This is a genomic window from Rhizobium sp. CNPSo 3670, assembly GCF_057784555.1.
Map to the genome: position 1 here is coordinate 65,846 of NZ_JBXSOL010000012.1, position 21,291 is coordinate 87,136.

At 57.6% G+C, this 21,291-nt stretch carries 21 protein-coding genes; 9 read left to right on the forward strand and 12 right to left on the reverse strand.

Annotation, left to right across the window (positions count from 1 at the left end):
• Positions 1-50: 50 nt before the first annotated feature.
• From AC13QO_RS14620 to AC13QO_RS14635, 4 genes are all read right to left on the reverse strand, one after another.
• Positions 51-524 carry a hypothetical protein gene (locus tag AC13QO_RS14620; protein WP_488540992.1) on the reverse strand — a complete coding sequence of 158 codons (474 nt, stop codon included), beginning with the start codon at positions 522-524 and terminating at the stop codon, positions 51-53.
• Positions 525-722: 198 nt separating this feature from the next.
• Positions 723-1,217 carry a helix-turn-helix domain-containing protein gene (locus AC13QO_RS14625; RefSeq protein WP_488540993.1) on the reverse strand — a complete coding sequence of 165 codons (495 nt, stop codon included), beginning with the start codon at positions 1,215-1,217 and terminating at the stop codon, positions 723-725.
• A 14-nt stretch (positions 1,218-1,231) separates the two neighbouring features.
• Positions 1,232-1,846, reverse strand: coding sequence for a GNAT family N-acetyltransferase (locus AC13QO_RS14630; RefSeq protein WP_488540994.1), 615 nt, complete (start codon positions 1,844-1,846; stop codon positions 1,232-1,234).
• A gap of 3 nt (positions 1,847-1,849) precedes the next feature.
• A complete protein-coding gene (locus AC13QO_RS14635; RefSeq protein ID WP_488541103.1) occupies positions 1,850-2,044 on the reverse strand; it encodes a ribbon-helix-helix protein, CopG family in 195 nt (64 codons plus the stop codon).
• A 177-nt stretch (positions 2,045-2,221) separates the two neighbouring features.
• On the opposite strand from AC13QO_RS14635, the gene AC13QO_RS14640 reads away from it, so the two are divergent.
• From AC13QO_RS14640 to AC13QO_RS14680, 9 genes are all read left to right on the forward strand, one after another.
• Positions 2,222-3,076: a multiubiquitin domain-containing protein gene (locus AC13QO_RS14640; protein WP_488540995.1), complete on the forward strand. Its 855-nt coding sequence runs from the start codon at positions 2,222-2,224 to the stop codon at positions 3,074-3,076.
• Positions 3,073-4,485 carry a ThiF family adenylyltransferase gene (locus AC13QO_RS14645; RefSeq protein WP_488540996.1) on the forward strand — a complete coding sequence of 471 codons (1,413 nt, stop codon included), beginning with the start codon at positions 3,073-3,075 and terminating at the stop codon, positions 4,483-4,485. The genes AC13QO_RS14640 and AC13QO_RS14645 overlap by 4 nt, the downstream gene beginning before the upstream one ends.
• An 83-nt stretch (positions 4,486-4,568) precedes the next feature.
• Entirely contained in the window at positions 4,569-4,853 is a 285-nt protein-coding gene (locus AC13QO_RS14650; RefSeq protein WP_488541104.1) for a ubiquitination-like system serine protease family protein, read from the forward strand.
• A gap of 69 nt (positions 4,854-4,922) precedes the next feature.
• Positions 4,923-5,252 (forward strand): hypothetical protein, encoded by a 330-nt coding sequence (locus tag AC13QO_RS14655; RefSeq protein WP_488540997.1) that lies wholly within the window; start codon positions 4,923-4,925, stop codon positions 5,250-5,252.
• An 82-nt stretch (positions 5,253-5,334) separates the two neighbouring features.
• Entirely contained in the window at positions 5,335-6,285 is a 951-nt protein-coding gene (locus AC13QO_RS14660; protein ID WP_488540998.1) for a M48 family metalloprotease, read from the forward strand.
• The gene (gene dcd / locus AC13QO_RS14665) at positions 6,282-6,887 is read left to right on the forward strand and encodes a dCTP deaminase (protein WP_488540999.1); all 606 of its coding nucleotides are present in this window, start codon (positions 6,282-6,284) and stop codon (positions 6,885-6,887) included. The genes AC13QO_RS14660 and dcd overlap by 4 nt, the downstream gene beginning before the upstream one ends.
• A 357-nt stretch (positions 6,888-7,244) precedes the next feature.
• Positions 7,245-8,375: a caspase family protein gene (locus AC13QO_RS14670; protein ID WP_488541105.1), complete on the forward strand. Its 1,131-nt coding sequence runs from the start codon at positions 7,245-7,247 to the stop codon at positions 8,373-8,375.
• Positions 8,372-9,589, forward strand: coding sequence for a hypothetical protein (locus AC13QO_RS14675; RefSeq protein ID WP_488541000.1), 1,218 nt, complete (start codon positions 8,372-8,374; stop codon positions 9,587-9,589). The genes AC13QO_RS14670 and AC13QO_RS14675 overlap by 4 nt, the downstream gene beginning before the upstream one ends.
• A complete protein-coding gene (locus tag AC13QO_RS14680; protein ID WP_488541001.1) occupies positions 9,586-10,653 on the forward strand; it encodes a ComEC/Rec2 family competence protein in 1,068 nt (355 codons plus the stop codon). Before AC13QO_RS14675 ends, AC13QO_RS14680 begins: the two co-directional genes overlap by 4 nt.
• A gap of 142 nt (positions 10,654-10,795) precedes the next feature.
• On the opposite strand, the gene AC13QO_RS14685 is transcribed toward AC13QO_RS14680, so the two are convergent.
• The 8 genes from AC13QO_RS14685 to AC13QO_RS14720 all read right to left on the reverse strand — a co-directional run bounded on the left by AC13QO_RS14685 (position 10,796) and on the right by AC13QO_RS14720 (position 20,905).
• A complete protein-coding gene (locus AC13QO_RS14685; RefSeq protein ID WP_488541002.1) occupies positions 10,796-11,887 on the reverse strand; it encodes a radical SAM protein in 1,092 nt (363 codons plus the stop codon).
• 369 nt (positions 11,888-12,256) lie between these two features.
• Positions 12,257-13,264 carry a hypothetical protein gene (locus tag AC13QO_RS14690; protein WP_488541003.1) on the reverse strand — a complete coding sequence of 336 codons (1,008 nt, stop codon included), beginning with the start codon at positions 13,262-13,264 and terminating at the stop codon, positions 12,257-12,259.
• Entirely contained in the window at positions 13,261-14,436 is a 1,176-nt protein-coding gene (locus AC13QO_RS14695; protein WP_488541004.1) for a hypothetical protein, read from the reverse strand. The genes AC13QO_RS14690 and AC13QO_RS14695 overlap by 4 nt, the downstream gene beginning before the upstream one ends.
• Positions 14,437-14,466: 30 nt before the next feature.
• On the reverse strand, positions 14,467-15,276 hold the full coding sequence (locus tag AC13QO_RS14700) for a hypothetical protein (protein WP_488541005.1): 810 nt from the start codon (positions 15,274-15,276) through the stop codon (positions 14,467-14,469).
• Complete coding sequence (locus tag AC13QO_RS14705) at positions 15,269-15,661, reverse strand: hypothetical protein (protein ID WP_488541006.1); 393 nt, start codon at positions 15,659-15,661, stop codon at positions 15,269-15,271. Before AC13QO_RS14705 ends, AC13QO_RS14700 begins: the two co-directional genes overlap by 8 nt.
• 62 nt (positions 15,662-15,723) lie before the next feature.
• Positions 15,724-17,616 (reverse strand): tyrosinase family protein, encoded by a 1,893-nt coding sequence (locus AC13QO_RS14710; protein WP_488541007.1) that lies wholly within the window; start codon positions 17,614-17,616, stop codon positions 15,724-15,726.
• 47 nt (positions 17,617-17,663) lie between these two features.
• Positions 17,664-18,965 carry an MBL fold metallo-hydrolase gene (locus AC13QO_RS14715; RefSeq protein ID WP_488541008.1) on the reverse strand — a complete coding sequence of 434 codons (1,302 nt, stop codon included), beginning with the start codon at positions 18,963-18,965 and terminating at the stop codon, positions 17,664-17,666.
• A gap of 11 nt (positions 18,966-18,976) precedes the next feature.
• Complete coding sequence (locus AC13QO_RS14720) at positions 18,977-20,905, reverse strand: S8 family serine peptidase (protein WP_488541009.1); 1,929 nt, start codon at positions 20,903-20,905, stop codon at positions 18,977-18,979.
• Positions 20,906-21,291: the final 386 nt, after the last annotated feature.

A 21,291-nucleotide genomic window follows, 5' to 3' on the forward strand; every position in this document is an offset into this window, starting at 1 on the left:
GTTGTACCCGATTGCCGACAGTTCGGCGACGACCGAAGCTATGGTCGCCTTCATGGTCTGTCGCTCCGAGTCCGACGCCCACTCACCTCGATCGGAGGAAAGACAATGCTTTGCTGAGCGTCGTCCGGAGCGACCTCGAGCAGTGCTTCCCGAACAGAAGCTACGATCGGGCTCATCGGGAGGACAATCGCAGGCTTGTGCAGATCACCATCCTGATATCGTTCGATGAACCACGCGATACCCTCAAGTGGGCGTACCATCAGATAGCCCTCCGACAACCGAAACCACTGCGGACTGGCGCAGATTTCAAAAATGTCCCGTTCGGCACGCTTTAAGGAGCCAACATTGAGGCCGAGGTCAACAACGAGCGTGCGGATTACAGCGAGGCCGAGCAGCTGGCCAGGACGGAAAATCGGGGCGTGGCCCTTCAGGCCGTCAAGGGACGACAATGCGGCGCGCCAGTGCCGCAGCGTTTCCTGAGTAACGCCGACGACCTGACGGACCTGGCTGGGTGTATATCGCATTTGACACTGCTCATTTTGTTGTCAACAACAAGATAGCATAAGGGATAGCACCTATCCAGTCGTCGAAGGTCGTATGCGAGGCGTATTTTGGATTGTCGAGAGCTGTCGCAGAGTGTCAACGCCTTGGACGATCCGCAGACCGAATCGTCGGAAGGGTAAGGGCCGGGGCGCTTTTGTTCTGCGTCCCGGCCGCCGTCGCTATTTGTCCTGCTGTTTCTCAAGATAGGCGATGAATTCTTCCAGCGCCTTTTGCTCGTCCGGAGTGAGCCTCTGAGGGGTTTCTCCGGAGTGCGCGGCAAAGCGCAGCGCCCGCTCCTGCATTCCCGGTCGTGCAATTGAGTTACCCGACAGCTGAAGCATCGCGAGGTTGGGCAGCTCAAAAGTTTCCGCTAGACGATTGATCGCAGCCGGCTCCAGCCGAAAATGCGCGTCTCGTTCGATCCGCATGATTTCGGTTGCCTCCAGCTTTGTTCGCTCGGCAAGCTTCTCGATCGATAGACCGCGAAGCCTGCGCATCGTTTCGACAAATGATCCAAATGCCATGCGCATCGGGTCGCTGGCATCGCCGATGCCAGCTTCCATAGGTGATTGATCTGGGGTCGGGTCCCTGGCAAGCGCACCGGCAGCGACTTCCAAGTCGCCTTCCAGCTTTGCTCTACGTTCGAACCATTCCCTCGTGATGTCGAGTTTCATGGTCTTGTTCCTATTCAATCCGAGAATGCGTCAGCCTGTGCCTTCGTCATCTCAAAGTACCTTAGCTCGTCAAAGGTTCCATCGTAGCCGCGATCGGTCATGCCGCATACCTTGCCGTAGAAGTCATCCGCGGTGGGTAGCGAGTGCAGTCCGATCCGGCCGTGGAAGCCTTGCTCTCTGCTGATCTGAATGGCGGTACGCACCATGATGGTGCCGATACCGCCAAAGCGCGGTTCCGCGACGATCGCCTTCCTGTTCCAAGGTGCCGTCTCCAAGTAGTTGATATAGACCAAGTCCTTTTTGGCTTGCTCCGCGATCCGGCAGGTGTGACCAACAACCGAAACCAGCATCAATCCTTGCAGCTGTCCGTCGCAAACGATCGACATGGCTTCGAAGGCCAGCAGCCCCCGGATCTTGCCGATCTTCTTTCTCCAGTTCCAACGCCAGTTTTCCGGCCACTCCGATTGGTCGACGCCCTGCGAAATCAATTCTCTTAAACGCGCCTCGAGGACCGGTTTCCATTCGGTCTCGACCGCCTTGAGAGCGCTTTCGCTGATGCCGTCTACGAGCTGCGCGTCGACCGTATTGCCGGTCCGCTTGTCAGTCAGAAAAACTGGAGAGTGGTTCACGATTTAAAGCACCATAAGTTCAGCCTTCTCCTTCTTGGCTTCATCCTCGAAGAAGAGCTTTCCACCTTGTTCAAGGCGCACGTCGACGAGCTGATAAAGCCTGAGCGCCTGGCGAAGCACCGCCGTCTTCGAGAGGTCCTTTTTATCGCAGAGTTCCTGCAGGGCCTGCATCTCAGCGTCGGTGAGATTAAGGGTCATTGTTTTCTTCACGTGACTCGCCTCCTAAGCATTGGACTCGCCGAATGTAGATATTTTACTGATTTAGTCAACAAAAAAAATTTAAATGATGGCTATTGCATAGCTAAAAAATAGCTATTATTTATGTATTCAGACGAGGCGGCGGTCGCCTTGTCGGCAATCAGGAGCAATCCGAAAATGGCAGACAACATCTCTCAGCGCCGTCACACCTTTGACATCAAGATCGACGGCCACCCTTTCGACTTCGAAGATCCCATCGTTACCGGTGCTCAGATCCTTCAAAAGGCGAGGCTCTTCCCGACCGATGAATATCTTCTGTTCCAGGAACTCGATGACGGTCAGTTGGAAGAAATCCGTCCCGACGAGAGCGTCGATCTCCGTCATGAAGGTCGCGAGCAGTTCATCACCTTCAAGAGCGATCGTTCGTTTCGCTTCGTTCTCGACGGACGCAAGTTCGAATGGGGCCTTCCTTTTATCACCGGCCTGCAGCTGAAGCGCCTGGCAGGTGTCGACCCGAATTCTTACGGCGTCTGGCTTTCGCAGCGCGTCGGCGACGATCGGCTGATCGGCAATAAGGAGAAGGTCGATCTTCAGGGCGATGGAACGGAACGGTTCTTTACGGGTATCGATACGACCACCGAGGGTTCGGGAGCAGCAGTGCTCCCGCTCGAGGACCGCGACTATCTTGTCGAACAGTCGATCGCCTTTGAGGAAATCTCCGATGGCATGACCAAGGCCGTCGTGCTGAAAGGTTGGAGCCTGCCGCCGGCACGCTTCGACGCGGGGGCTGCGGATATTCTCATCCTGTTGCCTCCTGCCTATCCCGACTGCGCTCCCGATATGTTCTATCTGATGCCCTGGGTCAGACTGGCAGCCAGCCAGCGCTATCCCAATGCTGCCGACCAGCCACACGCCTTCGGCGGCAAGACCTGGCAGCGTTGGTCTCGCCACAACAATGCATGGCGTGCCGGAACCGACGGCATCTGGACGATGGTGCGCCGCATCGAGCGCGCATTGGAGATTGCGGCATGAAAACGGATCTCGCTCTCAACGGCCTGCATCTCGGCGTACTCCGCGCCGAGCTCCGCCGGTCCGATGGAAAAGAACACGCCGCTTACGTTTTATTCGGCGTCTCACGCATTGGGCATGACCCTTTCGACCGGGCGCCGCGGTTGCGCCTCATGGCCAAGCAAGTGCTCGCTGTCGAAGAAGCCGAAATCAAATCGGCGGATCATCAGCATATCTCCTGGAGCACGAAGCGCTTCGTCGAGCTCCTTGCCCGCGCCGAGCGCGAAGGTCTTCAGGTTGGTATCGCTCATTCCCATCCGAGCGGACCGGCTTTCTTCTCCTCCCAAGACGACCGCAACGAGGCGGATCTTGTTCGTCTGGCGCAGAATCGGAACGGAGAGGGCGCGATCTTGCCGAGCCTCTTGTTTGCGAATGGTGATCTAGTCGCCGGCCGCGTGTGGACGTCGCCAGATAAGGTGACGAGCCTCGATTATGCGCGCACGATAGGCGGCGATTGGAATACCCTGTTCTTCTCTGGAGAAACTCAGGATCTCGCAGCACCCGCGCTTGCTCGACAAGAGTTGGCTCTGGGCGCCGGTTTCAACCGGTTGATGCGCCACATGCGCATCGGCGTGGTCGGCGCCGGCGGAACGGGCAGTCCAATCCTTCAGCAGCTGCCCCGGATGGGAGCTGGCCACATCGCAATCTTCGATCCGGATCACATCGAGCATTCCAATCTCAATCGCGTCTATGGCGCGACTTGGGACGACGCCGACCGCAAGGTCAAAAAGGTTGATGTCGCCAAGCGAGAAATCGAAAGGATGGGGCTCGGGACGAAAGTCGAAACATATGACTGTTGGATCGGCTCTCCCGGCTGCCGCGATGCATTGAAATCGATGGACCTGATTTTCGGCTGCACGGATGATCACGACGGCCGTCTGCTTATCAATCGCCTCGCCTATTACTACCTGATCCCGGTGATCGATATCGGTCTGGCTCTGCGCGTAAATGAGCGGTTTGGCATTTCGTGCCTTGATGCCGATGGACGTGCGACGGTTTTGGAACCCGGCAGCAGCTGCCTTGTTTGCCGGCGCGTTGTGGATGCCTCCGCGGCCGCCGCCGAGGCGTTGCGCCGCAATGATCCGGAAGAATACGAGCGGCGCAAGGTGGAGGCCTACGTGCGGGGCGAGGGCGATCCGTCGCCGGCCGTGATTTCCTTTACGACATCCGTCGCGACGATGGCGATCGAGGAAATGATCCAGCGAATGACCCGGTTCCGGGGCGAGGATGGTGCCATCGCCAACCGGGTTCGTAAGTTCAATCTGGTCGAGGACTTCCGTCCCGGTGCAAAGAGGGAGGCTTGCCGGGTTTGCGGCTCCGACCGCATCCACGGACTTGGCGACGTTCAGCCGTTTCTTGGGAGAGCAGGATGATGCTGCGCGTCGCATTTGCTGAAATGCTTGTCTGGCTTGGTCTCATCGACAAACCCGATTTTCTTGTTGCGACGTCCCTCGACATGCCCGCGCCGGATGAACTAGCGACGGGACGAGCCGTCATCGTGGGACCGGTCGATCGTCCGAAGTGGGTAACGTTTTCATGCCCTTCCGGCTGTGGAACCCCAATTCTGCTCTCGCTCAATCCGGACCGTCGACCGCGATGGTGCATCCGCTTCGATTGGCTCGGTCGTCCAAGCCTCGAACCATCGGTCCGTCGCACGGATGGATGCCAATGTCACTTCTGGATGCGGCAAGGTCGAATCGCATGGTGCAAAGATAGTGGGGGAATCTTACCGGAAAATTAGTAATTCTTGTTTCACTCTCAACTCTGCCGAGTTATTCTCGCTTCGATTCGGCGCGAGTTGGGGGACGATATGCTTGCGGCCATGCCATCCGATACCAGTCGACGTCTTGAACTGTTTCGACTTGCACTGGTTTTGATTGACCGTGGCAGCCATGAAATACCGCACACCCTGTCGCTCCATTTTGATGATGTACTGCACCATGCGAGAATACTCTCTGACGATCCGAATGCGATCTCCCCGCAAGTGACGCCGCAAGCCGTGCAGCTTGCCACGGACCTGCGAATATATGAGGGGTTGCGTGATGCCCTTGAGGGCATCAACTCAATTGAAGACGTCAGTCCAGCTGTTGCTCATAAGGTGCTCCGAAATCTGGAGCCGAGACTTGCATCCACGGACTGACCTTGCTCTTTTGGCTGAGAGCCTCACACATCTCTCGAAAACCCCTTACTTCAATCGGGCGATTGAAAAGCATGCTCATGCCTTGATCGACGTCATCAGGCATGCGCTTTCCATATCTCCGCAGTACGACGACGAAATTCTTAGAACCTTCGCTGACAAGGTGTGGACGAGCCATCGCTATCTTCAAGGCTCGACCACGAAGGAGGCTCCGTACGAGATCGAATACTGCATGCGCCACGCCATCGAAGATTGGATGAAGGAGCCGTGCCTTGTCACGACGGCGCTTACCGACGAAAAGGACTTTCATCTCAAGCCGGGGGACCCCTGGGAATTCGTTGCGAAGGCGATGGATCGCTACGAAGGCCAGCCGCCTAAGGAGAAGCTGATTTTCATCGGGGTCCCGCGCATCTACAAGCATATGCCACTTTTCTGCGCCGCGCTTTATCATGAACTCGGACATTTTGTAGATCTTGATCGCAACGTAACCGCGCTCACGTTGTTGACGCATCCGGTCCGGGCGGATGCGCCGTCGTCGGTTCACGAGCGTGTCGAAATTTATCGACGCGAGCATTTCGCCGATCTTTTCGCCGCTTGCTATGTCGGATCGGGGATCATCGACAGCTTGAACGCCATCAACCCCCTTGGCGGTATCACTCTGACTCATCCGGCGACCGCAGACAGGATTGAGGTGATCCGTGCCTTTCTTGCTGGAGAAGAGTTTGATGAGCTTTCCATGTATCAAAATGCTTTGGAAAAGCTCGGCCTTCCTCAGTTGAAGCAACGCTTTTCCGTGCCCCCCATCGAATCTGCGTTCGATGACATCCGCCCGTTTACGCTTTCCGGAACCGAGCAGCTTCATGGCATCATGGCCGCCGGCTGGTCTTATCTCGGAAAACTGAAATCTGGTGCAGGGCCGGCGTGGGCCGTCGGCGCAAACCAGCTCGACGTGATCAGGATCGTCAACGACTTGACCGAGAAATCCATCCGGAACTCTTCGATTCGACATCTCTGGGAGGGGGCGGGCGCAAAATGATCAAGAAGGATATCCTCGAGCGCCTCGATCGAAACGACAATCTTGGACTCTGGATCGAGCCATTGCTCGACCGAAAGCAACTTGGCGAGATGACTGTCGACCTCCGGCTCGGCTACGATTTTCTCGTCTCTATCGTCACGCGTCGGCCCTACATTGGCATCGCCCGTGACGACGATCGCTTTCGAGCGATATCCACTTATTTTCAGCCAACACGCCGCGAGCTTGGGGAACGCTTCATCCTCTACCCGGATCAGGTCGTGCTTGCGACAACCTTGGAATACATCGCGCTCCCAACCGATTGCTACGCGGATGTTTTGACTAGAAGCAGCTACACGCGTCTTGGTATCTCCGTGAACACGATGGTGCAGCCAGGATTCCGGGGCTGTTTTTCTGTCGAACTGTTCAATCACGGCAACAATCCGGTCGAATTGGTCGTCGGCGCCAAAATGTTCCAGATGCGCCTGACGAAACTGGCCTATGGAACGCAGTACGGCGGTCTAGAGCGGAAGTATTTCGGGAATGTCCGCCCGACGCCATCGCGCGCTGCCGATGATGATGACTTGGTTCATCTACGCAAGATCTCGGATAAAGACCGCCCCTAAAGCGCCGATGCGGTGTTTCCAAGCGCAAACAAGACTCATCTATTCCCGCGCGCCGAGAGCTCCGCAGGATAAGAGTAACGGCAGCGAGGTCTCGCGATCCGGCGGCGCGATGCACGCTGGACGGCAACCAGCTTTGATCTGGAGTCCTCGTAGCGGCCTCACCGGAGAGACAACGGAAGCAGGTGCCTCAAGTCAGCCAAATCGCTGAACGGCACAAAAAATCAAAGGCAGATCCCGGCCAGTGCCGACGCGGCGCGAACAATCCGACGATTTTATTTGCCATCATAGCGTGTTCTATGCTGATCTTGGCGTGCGAAGCTCGGAGGGGGAAGATTGGAACAATACCTTGTCCATGACGTGGCCGTAGCCGGGCCGGCGACACACGCGCTTGTCATCGGCGTTGGAGCCTATCCCCACCTCAACGGCGGAACCGCGGACCGCTCGGCCGACCATGATGGAATGGAACAGCTCACTTCGCCACCGATATCGGCTCGCGAAATAGCGACATGGTTGATGTCCGAGTTTCATCATCCCGACAAACCGCTCGCTAGCGTCAGCCTGCTTCTTTCGGAGGAACAACCATCCCCATTCGTCGATCCGAACGATCCTGCTCGAACGTTCAACGTGCCTGAGTCGACGTCGGCGCATGCCGATGCGGCGATCAAGGCGTTCTTCGATCGCGGCGACAGCGATGTCGGCAACCAGTTGATCTTCTATTTCTGCGGTCATGGGATCGGCCAGGGCACGGACACGGCGTTGCTCCTTTCCGATTATGGACAAGACAAATTCAACGCGCTGCGCGGCGCCATTGATTTTCGGATCCTTCGGCTTGGCATGAATCGCTGCAAAGCCGCCAACCAGATCTATTTCGTTGACGCTTGCCGTTCATCGACGGACACCATGATTGAAGCTGCTGGATATGCAGGCACGGTCATCATTAGAGCTGGACCTCGCCCGAAAGGGCTCGAACCGCGCCGGGCGCCTGTCTTCTATGCCACTTTGAATGGGTTCAAGGCATTCGCCATCCCTGGAAAGCCGACGATTTTTACGGATGCTCTTTTGAAGAGCCTTCGGGACCTCGCCGCCGACGATAACATGGGCGACTGGAGGGTGACGACTGGCAAGCTCCAGACAGCCGTGCAGCATGTTGCGGAGAGGGCGGCTGCCGACATCGAGAAACGGCAGGTGCCGACCGCCGACGACTTCTCGGATTTCTACCTCACATATCTCAGCGACATCCCCGAAGCCTTGGTCTACGTCGTCAGTACGCCGCCCGATGCGATCGGCACGGCCACTTTGAGCTTCCAACGAAGCGGCGAGGCGGCAATTCCAGCGCCGATGGAGGGACGCGATCCTGATCAATGGGCGCTACAACTTCCGTCAGGAGACTACGAATTCACGGCGGTTTTTGGTGGAAAGCCGTCGACGACTGTTAAAAACCACGTCCATCCAACATTCCGCCAAATTACGATCGCGGTGCCGCTATGAGCAGTCTTTCGGTCTATTTGCAGAAATTCTCGGTCGATACCTCCATGGGAGGGGTCGCTACCCTGCAGCAGCTCTCCGACGAAAAGGGCAACCCGGTCAGGGCCGCCCGCACGGAAATCACCATTCCCGCAAACAACCACGGAAATTCGCAACCAGTTGACGTTGATCCTGGTCGATGGCTTGTCGAGGCAACACTGCCGTCGGGCGAGATCATCACCACCGAGATCGCGGTGGAAAAAGGCGAGGATCTGTCGGTTCCCCTGTATTCGGCCGAGCATTCGCCCCACGAGTGGCTCGGCATGCAAACTCTGGTCGGCAACATCGAGGGTGAGCAGACCCTCCGAAAACTAAGCAGCAGGCGAGCAAGGCCCGAAAGCCTGGAGCGCGACACCGTGGCGCGCAACAGTCCGCCGGCGATCCGATACTTCGATGACGGGAAGGCACTGCGGGGCGCCACGGCCTGGCAGCGGGTTTTTACGTCCGAGGAAGACAGGCCACTGCCTGAGTCGCCTTTCAGGAACGATCTCGATAGCCTTACCTGGCTCTATCATGCGGAGGGAACCGCTCCAACACGATACCTTGCACGCGTGGATTGGATGGATGAGTCCTACGCCGTCTCCCTGCCCTTGCCCTGGATGACTGTGCGAACCCACACTTATGGTTTAACGGAGATTATGGTCGGACTTGAACCTCGTGAAAATCAGGTTCGGATCGGCGTCGTCGTCGCCGACCCGGATTTTGCACCCATGGCTGGCCTTATGACATCCGCCACCTTGCCGAAAGCGGCGATCGCGTTCGACCAGGCAAGGGATCTGTTGTACGGCAAGGGCGAACATCCGTTGGCAGCGGTGGCGGGCGCTTATGTGCTGCTTGCGGCGGGTCGGCACGATAAGACCTGGCACGATTGGATCGATAATCTCGCAAGACGGTTTCCCACTATCCCGGACGGCGCGGTCGTCAAGGCCTTTCTACGCCTTCGCTTTGCGAACTATGAAAACTCCGAGGCCGAAGCGAAAGAGAGCCTGCTAGAAGCATTCGATCGCGGGATTCCCTATTACTCGCTCGGTATATCCTGGTTGCTCGACGGGCTATCCCAATTTGCCGGCGATCCTGCTGTCGATGAAAAGCTGCGCCTTGTCCACAAGGTTGCGCTTCGCCTCGATGTTTCCCAGGCTTTTACCATCATCAGGACCAGCGAGAGAACGAAACGATGAGCGTCTTCCGCATTGACATGCTGCCCGGTCGCGAGGGTGACTGCCTGTGGATTGAGTATGGCGACGAGGAAAAGCCGCATCGGATCTTGATCGATGGTGGCAGGCCTTTGGCCTGGCAAACACTGGAAAAGCGCTTCGCCGATCTCCCTGCCGATCAGCGCGAGTTCGAGTTGCTGATCCTCACTCACGTCGATGCCGACCATATTGAGGGTTTGCTTCGCATGCTGTCGGCCACGAGCCTGCCAGTCAGTTTCAAGGATGTCTGGTTCAACGGCCAAAAGCATCTCGAAAAGATCGAGTCGCTCGGCGCCAAGCAGGGAGAGGCCTTTACCGATGGCATCGAGGTCAAGAAATGGCCTTGGAACGCCGCCTTCGCAGGCAAATCCGTCGTCATACCCGAGAGCGGGATCCTGCCGAAAAAATCTCTCGCGGGCGGCATGACACTGACCCTCCTATCTCCCAACTGGGAGAAGCTCCAGGCGCTGGAGCCGGTCTGGACGGAGGAATTGCGAAAGGCCGGCCTCCTTGGAAGGGAGAAGGAGGACACGGATGCACAAGGGGTCGAGAGTCTCGGAGGTCTCACGATTGATGACCTTGAAGAAGCCGCGGCTTCTCCCTTCAAGGGCGACGTTTCCGAGGCAAACGGTTCAAGCATCTGCGTGCTGGCTGAATTCGATGGCCGCAAGGCAATCTTGACCGGTGACGCACACGCGCCCTTGGTCACGGCCTCGCTCAGGACCTTGCGCAATGGCGGATCACCGATCGCGCTTGACGCCTTCAAGCTCTCCCATCATGGCAGCCACGGAACGCACAATATCGAATTGATGCAGGAAATTCGCTCGAAGCGCTTCCTTGTCTCGACCGACGGGTCCCGGCACAAGCACCCCCACCTCGAGGCCATTGCCCGTACGATCAAGTACGGTGGCGGGAACATCGAACTCATTTTCAATTACCAAAACAGCCTCACGTCGAAGTTTGATATTGAAAAGCTTCGAAACCATTTCGGGTACAGAACAACATATCCTGACAAGTCCAGCCCCGGCCTGATCAGCGTCGAACTCTGACGGGCGTCTATCGAATCTGTGCTGAGCAACGTCATTACAGCAGAGTTTCGAACAGTAGGATTGCCGAGCGAAAAGACACCACGCCGCCGAACGGCACGTCGATCGTCTTTATCGCCGCATACGGCAACAGGCGAGCAATGCCTCAAGGCCCGTGCCGCCGACGTTGACCAGAGGCTGGCTGCATTACTGTCGAGGGCAACTCTCCGACGACCTGGTCGACTGTGAACGGCAGTCTTCCACCCGGCGATTCGGTCACGTCGCGATCGAAATCCGCCCGATTGTAATCCCGCGGATAGTAGGAAAAGCTCTTCAGTGTGAAATAGGTATCCATGCTCATGAAGCGCCTCGACACCTTAAGACTCGCGAGTTCGGCCGCGTCCGCGTCGAACTCGTCGCTGAGATGCATACGCGTGATTCCGGTTTCGCCCGCGCTGGCAACGTCGACCGGACGAGCACCCACAAGCGACCACTCGTCCAAGAGAATATCGGCAGTGGCAGGCGGTCCGTAGGCGATTACGGGACCGACGGAGACCCCTGCGATGCAGGACGCATGGGCATCCAGCCATTGCGTGGTTTCCGCCAGGGTCCTTCGTGTCTCGCCCGCGTAGAGCAGCACATTGACCTTCGCCAGCACGCCGTTGTCGCAGCAGGCCTGAAGCAACGCAGACGCCTTGGTAAGATATCGCTCCGGATTGTTCGCTTTCTTCATCGCCAGGATCTGGGTCGGTGAGGCAGTTTCCAAGCCCAGATCAAGTACCTTGAGACCGGCACGTGCGAGATAGGGAATAGACTCCGGAAGCAGTGCATCGACGCGGCTCTCCGTCCGCCACCTGATGTCGAGGTTTAGCTCTTGAACCGCTGTAGCAAGCCGTACACTCCAGCGCGGATTAGGAACGAACATCGATGCCTGCATGTAGGGATGTATCTCCGATCCGCCGTATTGATCCTGCACCGAGGCCATCGAGCGTGCGATTTCTTCGGGCTCCCTCAGTTTTTCCAAAGGAATGTCGCGCTCTTCGCAGAACTTGCATCCCATGCCGCAGCCCCTCGATGCCTCGATGCTCGGCTGGAAGCGCAGGTGATCGACCACCCGCAGGTGGTTGAGGGTAAAAGCCGGGGTCGGGGCTGCGAGACGACGCAGGTCCGGGGCATCTGTCAGGCGATGCTGACAGACTTGAAGCAGAAGCTGAAGGCGGGGTATCCCGATTGCGCGCCGCTTCGCCGCCAGCTCCATCGCATCGACATGTCCGTTTCGCTGACAAACAACATGACACGCGCTGGCGCTTGGGTGTCATAGCGTCAGGCGGATTTGCATGGGCACACTGCCGCTCGCCGGATGCTGGGATCCCTTCAGGGCTTGGAGGTATCCTGCTGACGTGCAATTTTAGTAAAACCAATGCGTTAGGGTTGGCAGGGGGCGAACTGTCGTAAGTTCGATTCCTTTCAACTGCTTAACAATTCACTTGTGTCGAGCCTGGAGAGATAGGTAGCAGGGCGCACCTAAGACGTACGCGATAACCTCTGTCGCACGGGTTGTCGATGGCAGGTGGCCCACTTGTTCGATCTATCAGTGGCACAGCGGGGGCAGACCGCTTCGGGCGATTCACAGTCCCATCGACTTTTTTATTGTTTCGGTGGCCACCGCCACGCCGATCTTGGTTGCCGTGTCCAACGCCCAGCCTCCAGCGACCTTCAACTTTTCGAACACGCCTGAACTCTCTTTGCGCCTGGCGGCATCTTCGGCGGCTGAGACGGCGGCAACCGATTCGAGATGCTCGGTCTTACCGGCTTCTTTCATCATTTCCGACATCATCGCCTGCTTTAAGAGCGCGAGTTCTGCGGCGAGTTTTTCAAAATCAAGGTCGGCGCCGTAATTTTCTGTGATTGTCGTGTTTGTGGCAGTGGCATTTGGCCCCATTGCACCGACATTGCGCGCGCTATAAATATCTCTTGTCATGTACATATCTCCCGTATGGATGACTGTGTTGGTAGCTTGCTGAAGGGTGGCGCGGTCACGAGTCAACTCGATGAAGCCTTGGCGCCCGGACAAGCCAAGAATGTCGTTCGTCATTTCCCGCAGCTCGTTCAATAGCGGGCGCAATTCATCGGCGAGCCGTCTGGCTTCACGATTGACTGCTCTCACGTCGCCGTGTCGAACCTGATCAAGCTGATAACGCAAATTGTTCGCCGAGCTTTCGACAAGTCGAATGATCCGCCCTTCACGATCTTCGATCAGCCAGAAAATTTGCTGCCAGTTGTGGCTGTCCTTGAGCCCAGAAACAGCGGATCTGATGTGGTCGTTAAACTGCTCGGAAAGATGTTTCAGACGGCTGCAGATTTCGAGGCTTTCACGATAGTGGCTTCTGGCAGTCAGAAGCTCCAATTCCATCTGAAGGCGTTTGAGGCGCGCACCGTCGACCTCGCTGCTCTCCAGGTAAGCAAGCTCGACGGCTATTGCATATATATCCTGGAAGGACTGATCGACGACTTGGGTGACTTTGACCAGGAAGGCCAGAATATCACGTAGATCACTGCCCGACACGGCGCGGTCATTTCCCGCCGCAACAACCGCGGTGCGCAACTGCGACACGACCTCTTCGAAATCATTCATTTCTCCGCCCCCTTGCGTCCTGTGACGATCGTAACATTCGTCGCGATTGCTCCCGGTCCCATCGCTCCGACGTTCTCGGCGACATAGACATCTCCAAAAATCTGCCGCTCTTTCAGGAGCGTCGCGAGACGGTTCAGATTCGTGCACGCGGGAGCCAGCTCAGCCTCCATGTCGTCAATCATCACCAAGCCATTCAACAACTTCTCAAGGCTGAATGTCGCACGCGGAAATCGCCGCATCTGTTCATCGAAATCCGTCACCAAACGACCGTCATATGCTTCCCGAACATAGACCCTTTCGATCCAATCGGCCGCCTCGGCCACGGTTTCCGGTGAGCGAGCGTCGAATGTGACATATGTAGCATTCAATCCGCGCATATCCTCGCGGCGCGACGTGAATGTCGCTATTGCAGTCACCTCGATTGGCACCCGTTCTTCGCTGGCCAATGCAGTCGGCCTGAGATCACTGACCTCGAGGTATATCTGTGGAATATTGGCTCCCCACATCCGTTCGAGTGGCTCGTCACGGGGAACGAATCTCAACGCGCCGCGGATATCGCAGCGCAAAGCTCCACCCCGACGGATGTCGCGGAAGAGGCGTCGGCGCAACTCATCGTCAATGGCAACCGGCACACCTTCATGAACGATGCCTGAGCTGCTCGCACTGAACAACCATTGGTGGCTCGACCGGTTCGGAAGCGGCTTCAGCCGGACACAACCGATGCCTCCGTTGATCATGCTGAGCTTGCCATGGGGATTGAACAGCCTTGCAAAGTCGCGCCGGCCTGCTCTGCTCGAGTTCAACCAGCCCCGCAGCGCCAGGGGTGCGCGGTCGTCGGTCGAGAAAATTTGGGACTCTGCCAGTGCGCCCTCGCGCGATTCTGCCGCCTCAGGAGTGTGATACAGGCCAGGCCTCAAAGGCAACCATTCTGTCAGCCAGAAACCCTGCAATTCGATCTCGTCCCCCGCGGTGACATCAACCTCGCTGATGATGGCGCTCCAGACGTCTTCGTTCTGCTCGAAGCAGCACCGTGACCGAAGCAAGTCGTCAGCGAGATCCGGGACCCGGTAGTTCCCGACCGCCGTCAACCCGGCAAGAATGGACGGCACTTGCCATTCGGGGACCGTCTGGCGGGCTCGCGCGCCGACGGTTTTCGTTTCGCGTTCAGTCATTGAATGGTCCCCATCCTCACAAGTATCGATTCAAGGCCCCGATAAGTGGACCAACGATGCCGGCACTGTGAGTTCCAGCCCACCGCATTTACCCGGCTGCGATAAGCGCACGCTAACCCACCCATCAAACGATTTCTTTTGAACCATGGTGCCATTCAGTGGATCGCCTCCGCATTCTTTGGCGAGCAATGCTGCGGCATCTGACCAACCGAGGCCCGGTTTGAAAGCGATTTTTGGCGCCAAGTCCGAACTCAAGTCAGATTGTGTCCCCGCAAGGAGCGCATAGCCGCCGAGAGCGAGAATGATGACAATCGTTAGAGCAAACAGCTTCCCCTGCTGCCTGTTAAAATCATTGCGAAATGCGAGGAACTGTCCAAGATTGGTGACGCGCGCAATCAAGTCGTTCGCGGCAGTCCATTTCCGGAAGGCAAGTTCATACAAGGGATCACCGGGCTTCGATTTGTGAAGATCATCCACAGCGCCTTGCCTGAATTTCACCAGATCTGCGATCGTAGGCGTCTGAGGCGAGAGGATATCTTCGGCTCGCGCGTTGATTTCGCTGGCAACGGGCCCGTTCGGGTCCTGCAGATCTGAAAAGTAGAAGACTTTGGAGGTTAGCAATCGCACCATGATGCCGATCGCTGTGAGGATGGCGACAAGACCTGCGCCCCCAAGTAAGGCAGCAAATATCAACGGTTTTCCATGTAAAGCGGCCAATCCGTTGATCGAAGCGCCAGCAATAACCGCAGCTCCGACGGCTGCAAGGCTTGTGGCCAGCCATTTGATTGTGTCTCGCAGATTTGCCTTGGCGGTAGCGTAGGGATCGCTGGCCTCACTCATGGCGATCGCCGGTCAGTCTGATCTGTGTGCCCATCCAGGCAGGGTTGTCCAGGTCCGAGAGCACCTTGTTGAGTTCCTCGATAGCCAGCGGCTCCGAGCCCTGCACATCGAATCGAAAGATCGTCGTTTCCTGCACATTCGCATGCAGGTCGTGCTGATTTCTAATTGCCTGAGCGAGTCCATTGGCCGACGCCACGGGCACCACTACAGTCTTGGCGTTTCCTTGCGCTACGATTGAAGCTGTGACTCCGCTGGGCGGCCAGAGAATAGGAATACCTGGTGAGGCACCGGGGTCGGAAGCTGTCGAGGCACCGACTGTGACGGTGTCGGTGCCACATTTCACGGTGATCGTGCCGTCGTTGTTAGACGTGACTGTTATGCTCATAGAATAACTCCCGTCCTTGAGGTGGAAATTTGTCGCCACGTCGTCGCGAGTAGCCTGTCGCGTCATGCCACCGGATCGCGGGCATCTATCTGTTTTATGAGAAGTGGCATCATCATCATGTTCCTGTGGTTGTTGACGATCTCGGTGAGCGGCTTCTTCAACGGCCGATCGAACGGGTACCCCATTGGACGAGCATCAGGATATTCGTCGCCCACACCACAGAAGCTCATTGAGCCACATTTTTTCTGACTTCCTACCCTGTCTATGTCGTTGTCTGTCGCCATCGCAAACAACCTGAAGGGCATACCAGCGGCGGTTCCGCGAGGCAGGAGCAGCCCGTAGGGCCAACCGCATGTGCATGTTCGCGCATCGCCGCCAAGTTGCTCGCCATCGACATCGACGACCTCGATGGGATCGACAATGGCCGGGCGTCTAATGATCGACATCTGCCGTCCGCTGCGGCTGAAGACCTGACGGCCAGGCTGGACGTTGAGCCGCACCTTGTCGAGCTCAATGGCAAATCGACGCATTTGACGGCCTTCGACCGCAGTCGGATCCGCGTTCACATCGAAAAGTTGATCTGGGATCAGGAAGAGCCGCAGCGTGATGGCTTTGGGTGCGGCGTCACGGTTCAGCAATCCGGCGGCGATGAAAAACGACGTATGCGTCTGAAACTCGTAGCGGTACCGATTCCCGGTCAGCAACTGATAGGCGCCGGCACGCATTTGTGTTTCGAGCGTTGTGGTGGATCCACCGCTAAGCGCGGCCTCAGCTGCTTGTGTGAGGTCGGCTCCTTCCTGATCGGACCCTGGGTGATCGCGCTCAAAAGCGACAGCGAGCTGGATAAGGTCGACAGGGGGAGCATCGTCGAATGGGTGCTCAGCCAAGGAGTCTTGGTACCGGAAATGAATATCGTCGACGTGCCGGTGCCAGCGCCAGAACGCTGGATCCCTGATGGCAGTCGAAGGAGACAGGATGACGCTCGGACTTTGATCGAGATCGCCAATCAGAACATGGCCGTTGCCATGATGGTTGCCGTACGCGCGGTTGACCGTAGCGTCGGTGGTCTCGCTCGTGAGGCCAAGCAAGTTTGACCCCGTATGACCTTCGAGTGGCACCCTTTCGCCGCCGGGATCGGTCATTGCTCGCTCGGCGATCGCCCGGTCGAGACCATCACGGAATCCAGCCTGAGCCTCGGGCGTGATGTCGCGGAATGGTATCATCACGCTGTCAGTCGCACGCCGCTGAAAGCCGTATTGCGAAAGTTGCCCGGGATCGTAGCCCGGTCCCAGCGGCGCGTTGTAGTTCTCGATCGCTGCGACCTTTTCGAGACCAATCGCGGCGCGCTCAACATCGTATCGCGCGAGCATCTGCTGATGCATATAGTAGAAAAGCTCGCCGTGGCGCTCCTTGACCTTGTAGATTGGATCACCCTGGCCGCGACGGTTGGGATAGACCCAATGCCAATGCTCGTGATGCTCGTTGAGCAGCGGATCTTCACGGAACCAGTCGAGCCTTGCCTCCTCTCCGTCGGCCTTACTGCCAAGCGTCTCGTCCGGCAGTGGCGCTCTCGCCTCGGCGGCGAGTGCCGTGCGTTTGAGAAGCGACGGCACGCTCATTGTTCGTCCGAGCGGATGATGGGTCAGGAAGAGACCGAGGGCGTGCTGGGCCAGGCCGACCTCGCCCTGATCGGCAACCGCGCGCGCAGTTCCCATGACGAGTGCGATGCGCTCGGCGTCGCTCAGTTGTGGTTGCGCATCAGCCTGTGACGCCAGTCGTTCTGCGAGCGTCGCCGCACGCTCTTGGTCGTCGGCTAGGAAGGGCGTGAACATTCGCCGGGAGCGCTCCGCGGCGTCTGGAGCCGCCGCCGCCAAATCGTCAGGACGGTGTGTGAGCGATCGCGCAACCCCGAAAACGGCATCACGATCGCCTCGCGCTTGTTCCATCGAAGCCATGAAACCCTCCCCCCCGGTGCCATCCACGTGTGCTCGCTGCGAAATTGTTAAATGGCCAGCTCGATGCTGGCCTTATCATTGAAAGCGGCTGTCAACTGTCCGTTCGATTTCTGAACGAGCTTTCCAACCAATCTTTCAATCTCGGTGAAAGTCTCGCGCTGCAGGCTGTCTGCCGCTTGCCTATCGACGGTCGTACTGAACCAAAAATTGAATGGACGGTCTTTGCCTTCGGGCGCCAGCGCACGCTTCGATTTCGGACCCAGTCGAGAATCGTAGATCATCTGGATGACCGATAATTCGGGATTGCCGTGCGAACCGTCGCCACAAAACACGTAGTTGTCCGCTGAGATTTTGCGACAGAATTCAATGTCGAAATTGTGCTCTGAGGCATGGTGCTGCGTCTTCAGCACGTCGAGATGGAGATGGCCGGCGTCGAGGAAGCCGGTGAGTTCGAGGCCTTTGATTATGATGTCCTGCTGTGAGTCACCGGTCAGGAGCAGGCGCTTGCCTTCCTCCTCGACCATGAACATCAGCGACGCGATGTTGGGCGTGGTCACGCCCTTATAATCCTCAATCCCGTTCCAGTCGCGCAAATCGAAACTCTCCGCACCGAAAGAGTCGATCTTTCGTTTAATCTCGGCGCGCAGTTTCTTAATTGACTCCCGGCCTTTCACGTCGCGCAGCAAGTTGTTCCATCCGTCGCGAAGCAAGGTCAGTTCCTCCTTCGTCGGTCCGACGATCGTGAGCCGCATCGAGCCGACGTCGAAAGCCCCCTGACCATCGCGGACCATGAGAAGCTTGGACTTTTCCTCTGACCCCGGCAACTTGTTGATCGGAATGTCCAACAGTTCCGCGGAAGAATAGCGTGACACCTTGATCGCCTCCGGGATCGAGACAGCGATCTGCTGGAGTTCTTCGCCGAATTCAACGATCTCGGGCACGCCGCTCGCCAGTAGCGCGGGTGCCGCCGCGGCGAGGAGATCTTCGACATCGCCGGCGTTCTTGCCGATCTGGTCTCGAAAAGCGTTGTGCCATATGCCGCCTATCTCTGGAGGCCGTGGTACCTTCGGCGGGCGGATCGGCGTGCCCTGCGTCTCGTGAAACTCAAATAGCCGCCATTCGAGCTCATCTTCCAGGAGTTGGAGTGCGCCCGAGATGTGGTCCTGGTCAATGTGTGACACGTAGACATAGTCGAGCTTGTGGTTCGACTCGCGCAGCTTTCCGAGCTCGTTGCGTACGTGGCTGCGCATGCTCGCCGCCATTCCACCGTCGCAAAGCACGCGTGCGCCGTCCTTTGCCTCGAGCAGAAGGCAGTCGCCCTTTGCAGATTGAAAGATATGTAGTTTCACGGACCGCTCCTTCAGACTTCGATACGCTGGTTGAAGGTGCGAGCCTCATCGATCGCCGCAGCAGGATCGATGACACCAAAGCCGGCGTCGTTGCGCCATTCGTAGGACGCGCCCGGAAGGGGACGTGCGGTGCGCTGCAGGATGCCCGAGCATTGCGCCGACGTCAGATGCTTGTTCGCCGAAAGCATCAGTCCGACGACCCCCGCCACGTAAGGACTTGCCATGCTTGTGCCGGTCTTGCCTATCCAGGCTTTGCCGTCCTGGCTGAAGCCTTTGGCGGCTACAATATCGGTGCCAGGTGCTGCGATATCTGGCTTCATCCGGTCGTCACGAGTTGGGCCTTGGCTGCTTGAGATGTTGATCCGCTGCCGAGCGTCGTCGAGGTTTGCGACGGCGATAACACGGTGGCCACAGGCAAGCGAACTAATAGAGTGAGAATCGACGTTCGACGCCTCGGAGAAGAAAGAAGGGAAGCGGAACAGACGCACGGCCCCCACGCTACGGATCTCGACTGGGTCGTCCCGTTCAATCCAGCAGTTGAAGCGTCCGTTGCGAATCTCGTCACCCACCAGGCGAACACGCCACACACCAGCTTCGACACCACGAATACTTCCTGGCTGAAGGTTGGGTGTCAGGAAGATGGCCGCATAGTTGCTACCGTTGGTCGGATGGTACAGCTCGTTATAGAGCGAGACGGTCGTGCCGCTCGCGAGTCTGCGGTTCTCGACATACTCTCGCGGTCGCACGGTGATCCACTCCGAGCCCGTGCTGGGCGGCTTGAGCATCACCGTCAAGCGGTCCTGCGCGCCGTACCAGATCTCCAACTCGTTCTCGGATAGGTCTTCGATACCGTTGCCGATCACGGTCCATTCGAGATCCACGCTCAAGCCACGGGCGCCGATGCGGCCAGTTGAATGGATGCGACCCGTAATGAAACCTAAATCTTCAGCGCTGCTACCTTTCTCCTGACCTGCATTGCCAGCCGCGACGGTGATGGCTCGACCGGGATCGGACAGCAATGCGTCAAGCCAGCGTGACACGCCACTCGAGCCATCGTGGGCGCCGCCATTGGTGCCTAGGCTGATGTTGATGGAAATCGGTTTCTTCCTGCTGCGGGCGATCTCGAGAAGATGCTCGACTGCGTGAACGATGCGAGTCGAGTCGCTGAAAGTTGCGCGCCGCTCGTCCAATTGATCTTCCAGGGCGGGCACTGAGATGAGCACCGCGGCGATCTCGGCGCCTGGACACACCCCACTATTGCCGGCTGCAATGCTCGCGACATGGGTCGCGTGTGATCCCTCGGTTCTCTGTGACTGACGCTCGATCATGGTCGCGGGAAACATGCCCGCACCTTCAGCGACGATGGCTGCGTCCATCAGGGATTTCGTCAACTCACTGCCATAGTCAAAGCGGCTAGTGCCGTTTTCGGAAGGTGGCTTGCGGAAGTCGCCTCCCTGGTCCCAGATCGACACAAACCGCGTTTTTCCAGTGCTGTCACGAAAATCTGGGTGAGCGAAGTCGAACCCTCCGACATCGATCAGACCGATGATGACGCCTTCGCCGTCGTGGTGGGCAGCACGGAGCTTGGCATCGCCAATCGCCCGTGACGCGGGCGCTGCACTCAGGGCGGGGTGGTCGATCGGCTCATCGAAAGTGAGCGGCTGAGAAGGATGGACGAACGCGATGCCGGGATCCTGCTCAAGATCGTTCAGCGCGGCGATTGGAACTGTTGCAGATACAAAGTTCCGTCTGATCAGTACCTCGTTGCCGAGCAGCGCGCGATCTGGCGCGTCGATCTGTTTCTTTGCTTCTTGGGAGATTGAACGAATGCGCTCAAGCGTAGCCTTTTCGCCGCCGTCATCATCGCCGGGATCGCGGAAGACTTCAACAAACACGTTGACGAAAGTTTGATCGGCCGCAGGTTGGCTGGCTAGTTTCAAGCGGCGAGCCGGCTTCGGAAGTGAGCGCTGTGGGGCCTCCGTGGGGCTCATCGGCAAGCCAACACGAAGCGTTGCGAGGTCCAAGTCAGCCGGAACCCCAATCGATTCGAGCGACAAAGAGGGGGCCGTGGCAACCGTCGAAGCAATGTCAGAGCGCAGAAGGTTTACGGAGGCCGCGCCATTGCGGAGGCACCGAAGTCGCGGATGTAGCCGGCGTGAGGCTTCGTCTGTTTTTACTGCCATACATCCCCCCCGAAATGAAGCAATACGACTTTAACACGAGTATATTGATTTGTCTCTACCGTGCTTGGGTTGCTTCCCATTTATTTCGGTAGAACTGATTGCGACCAAAAGGCCTCATAGGATACCAACCCACGACCCGTTAT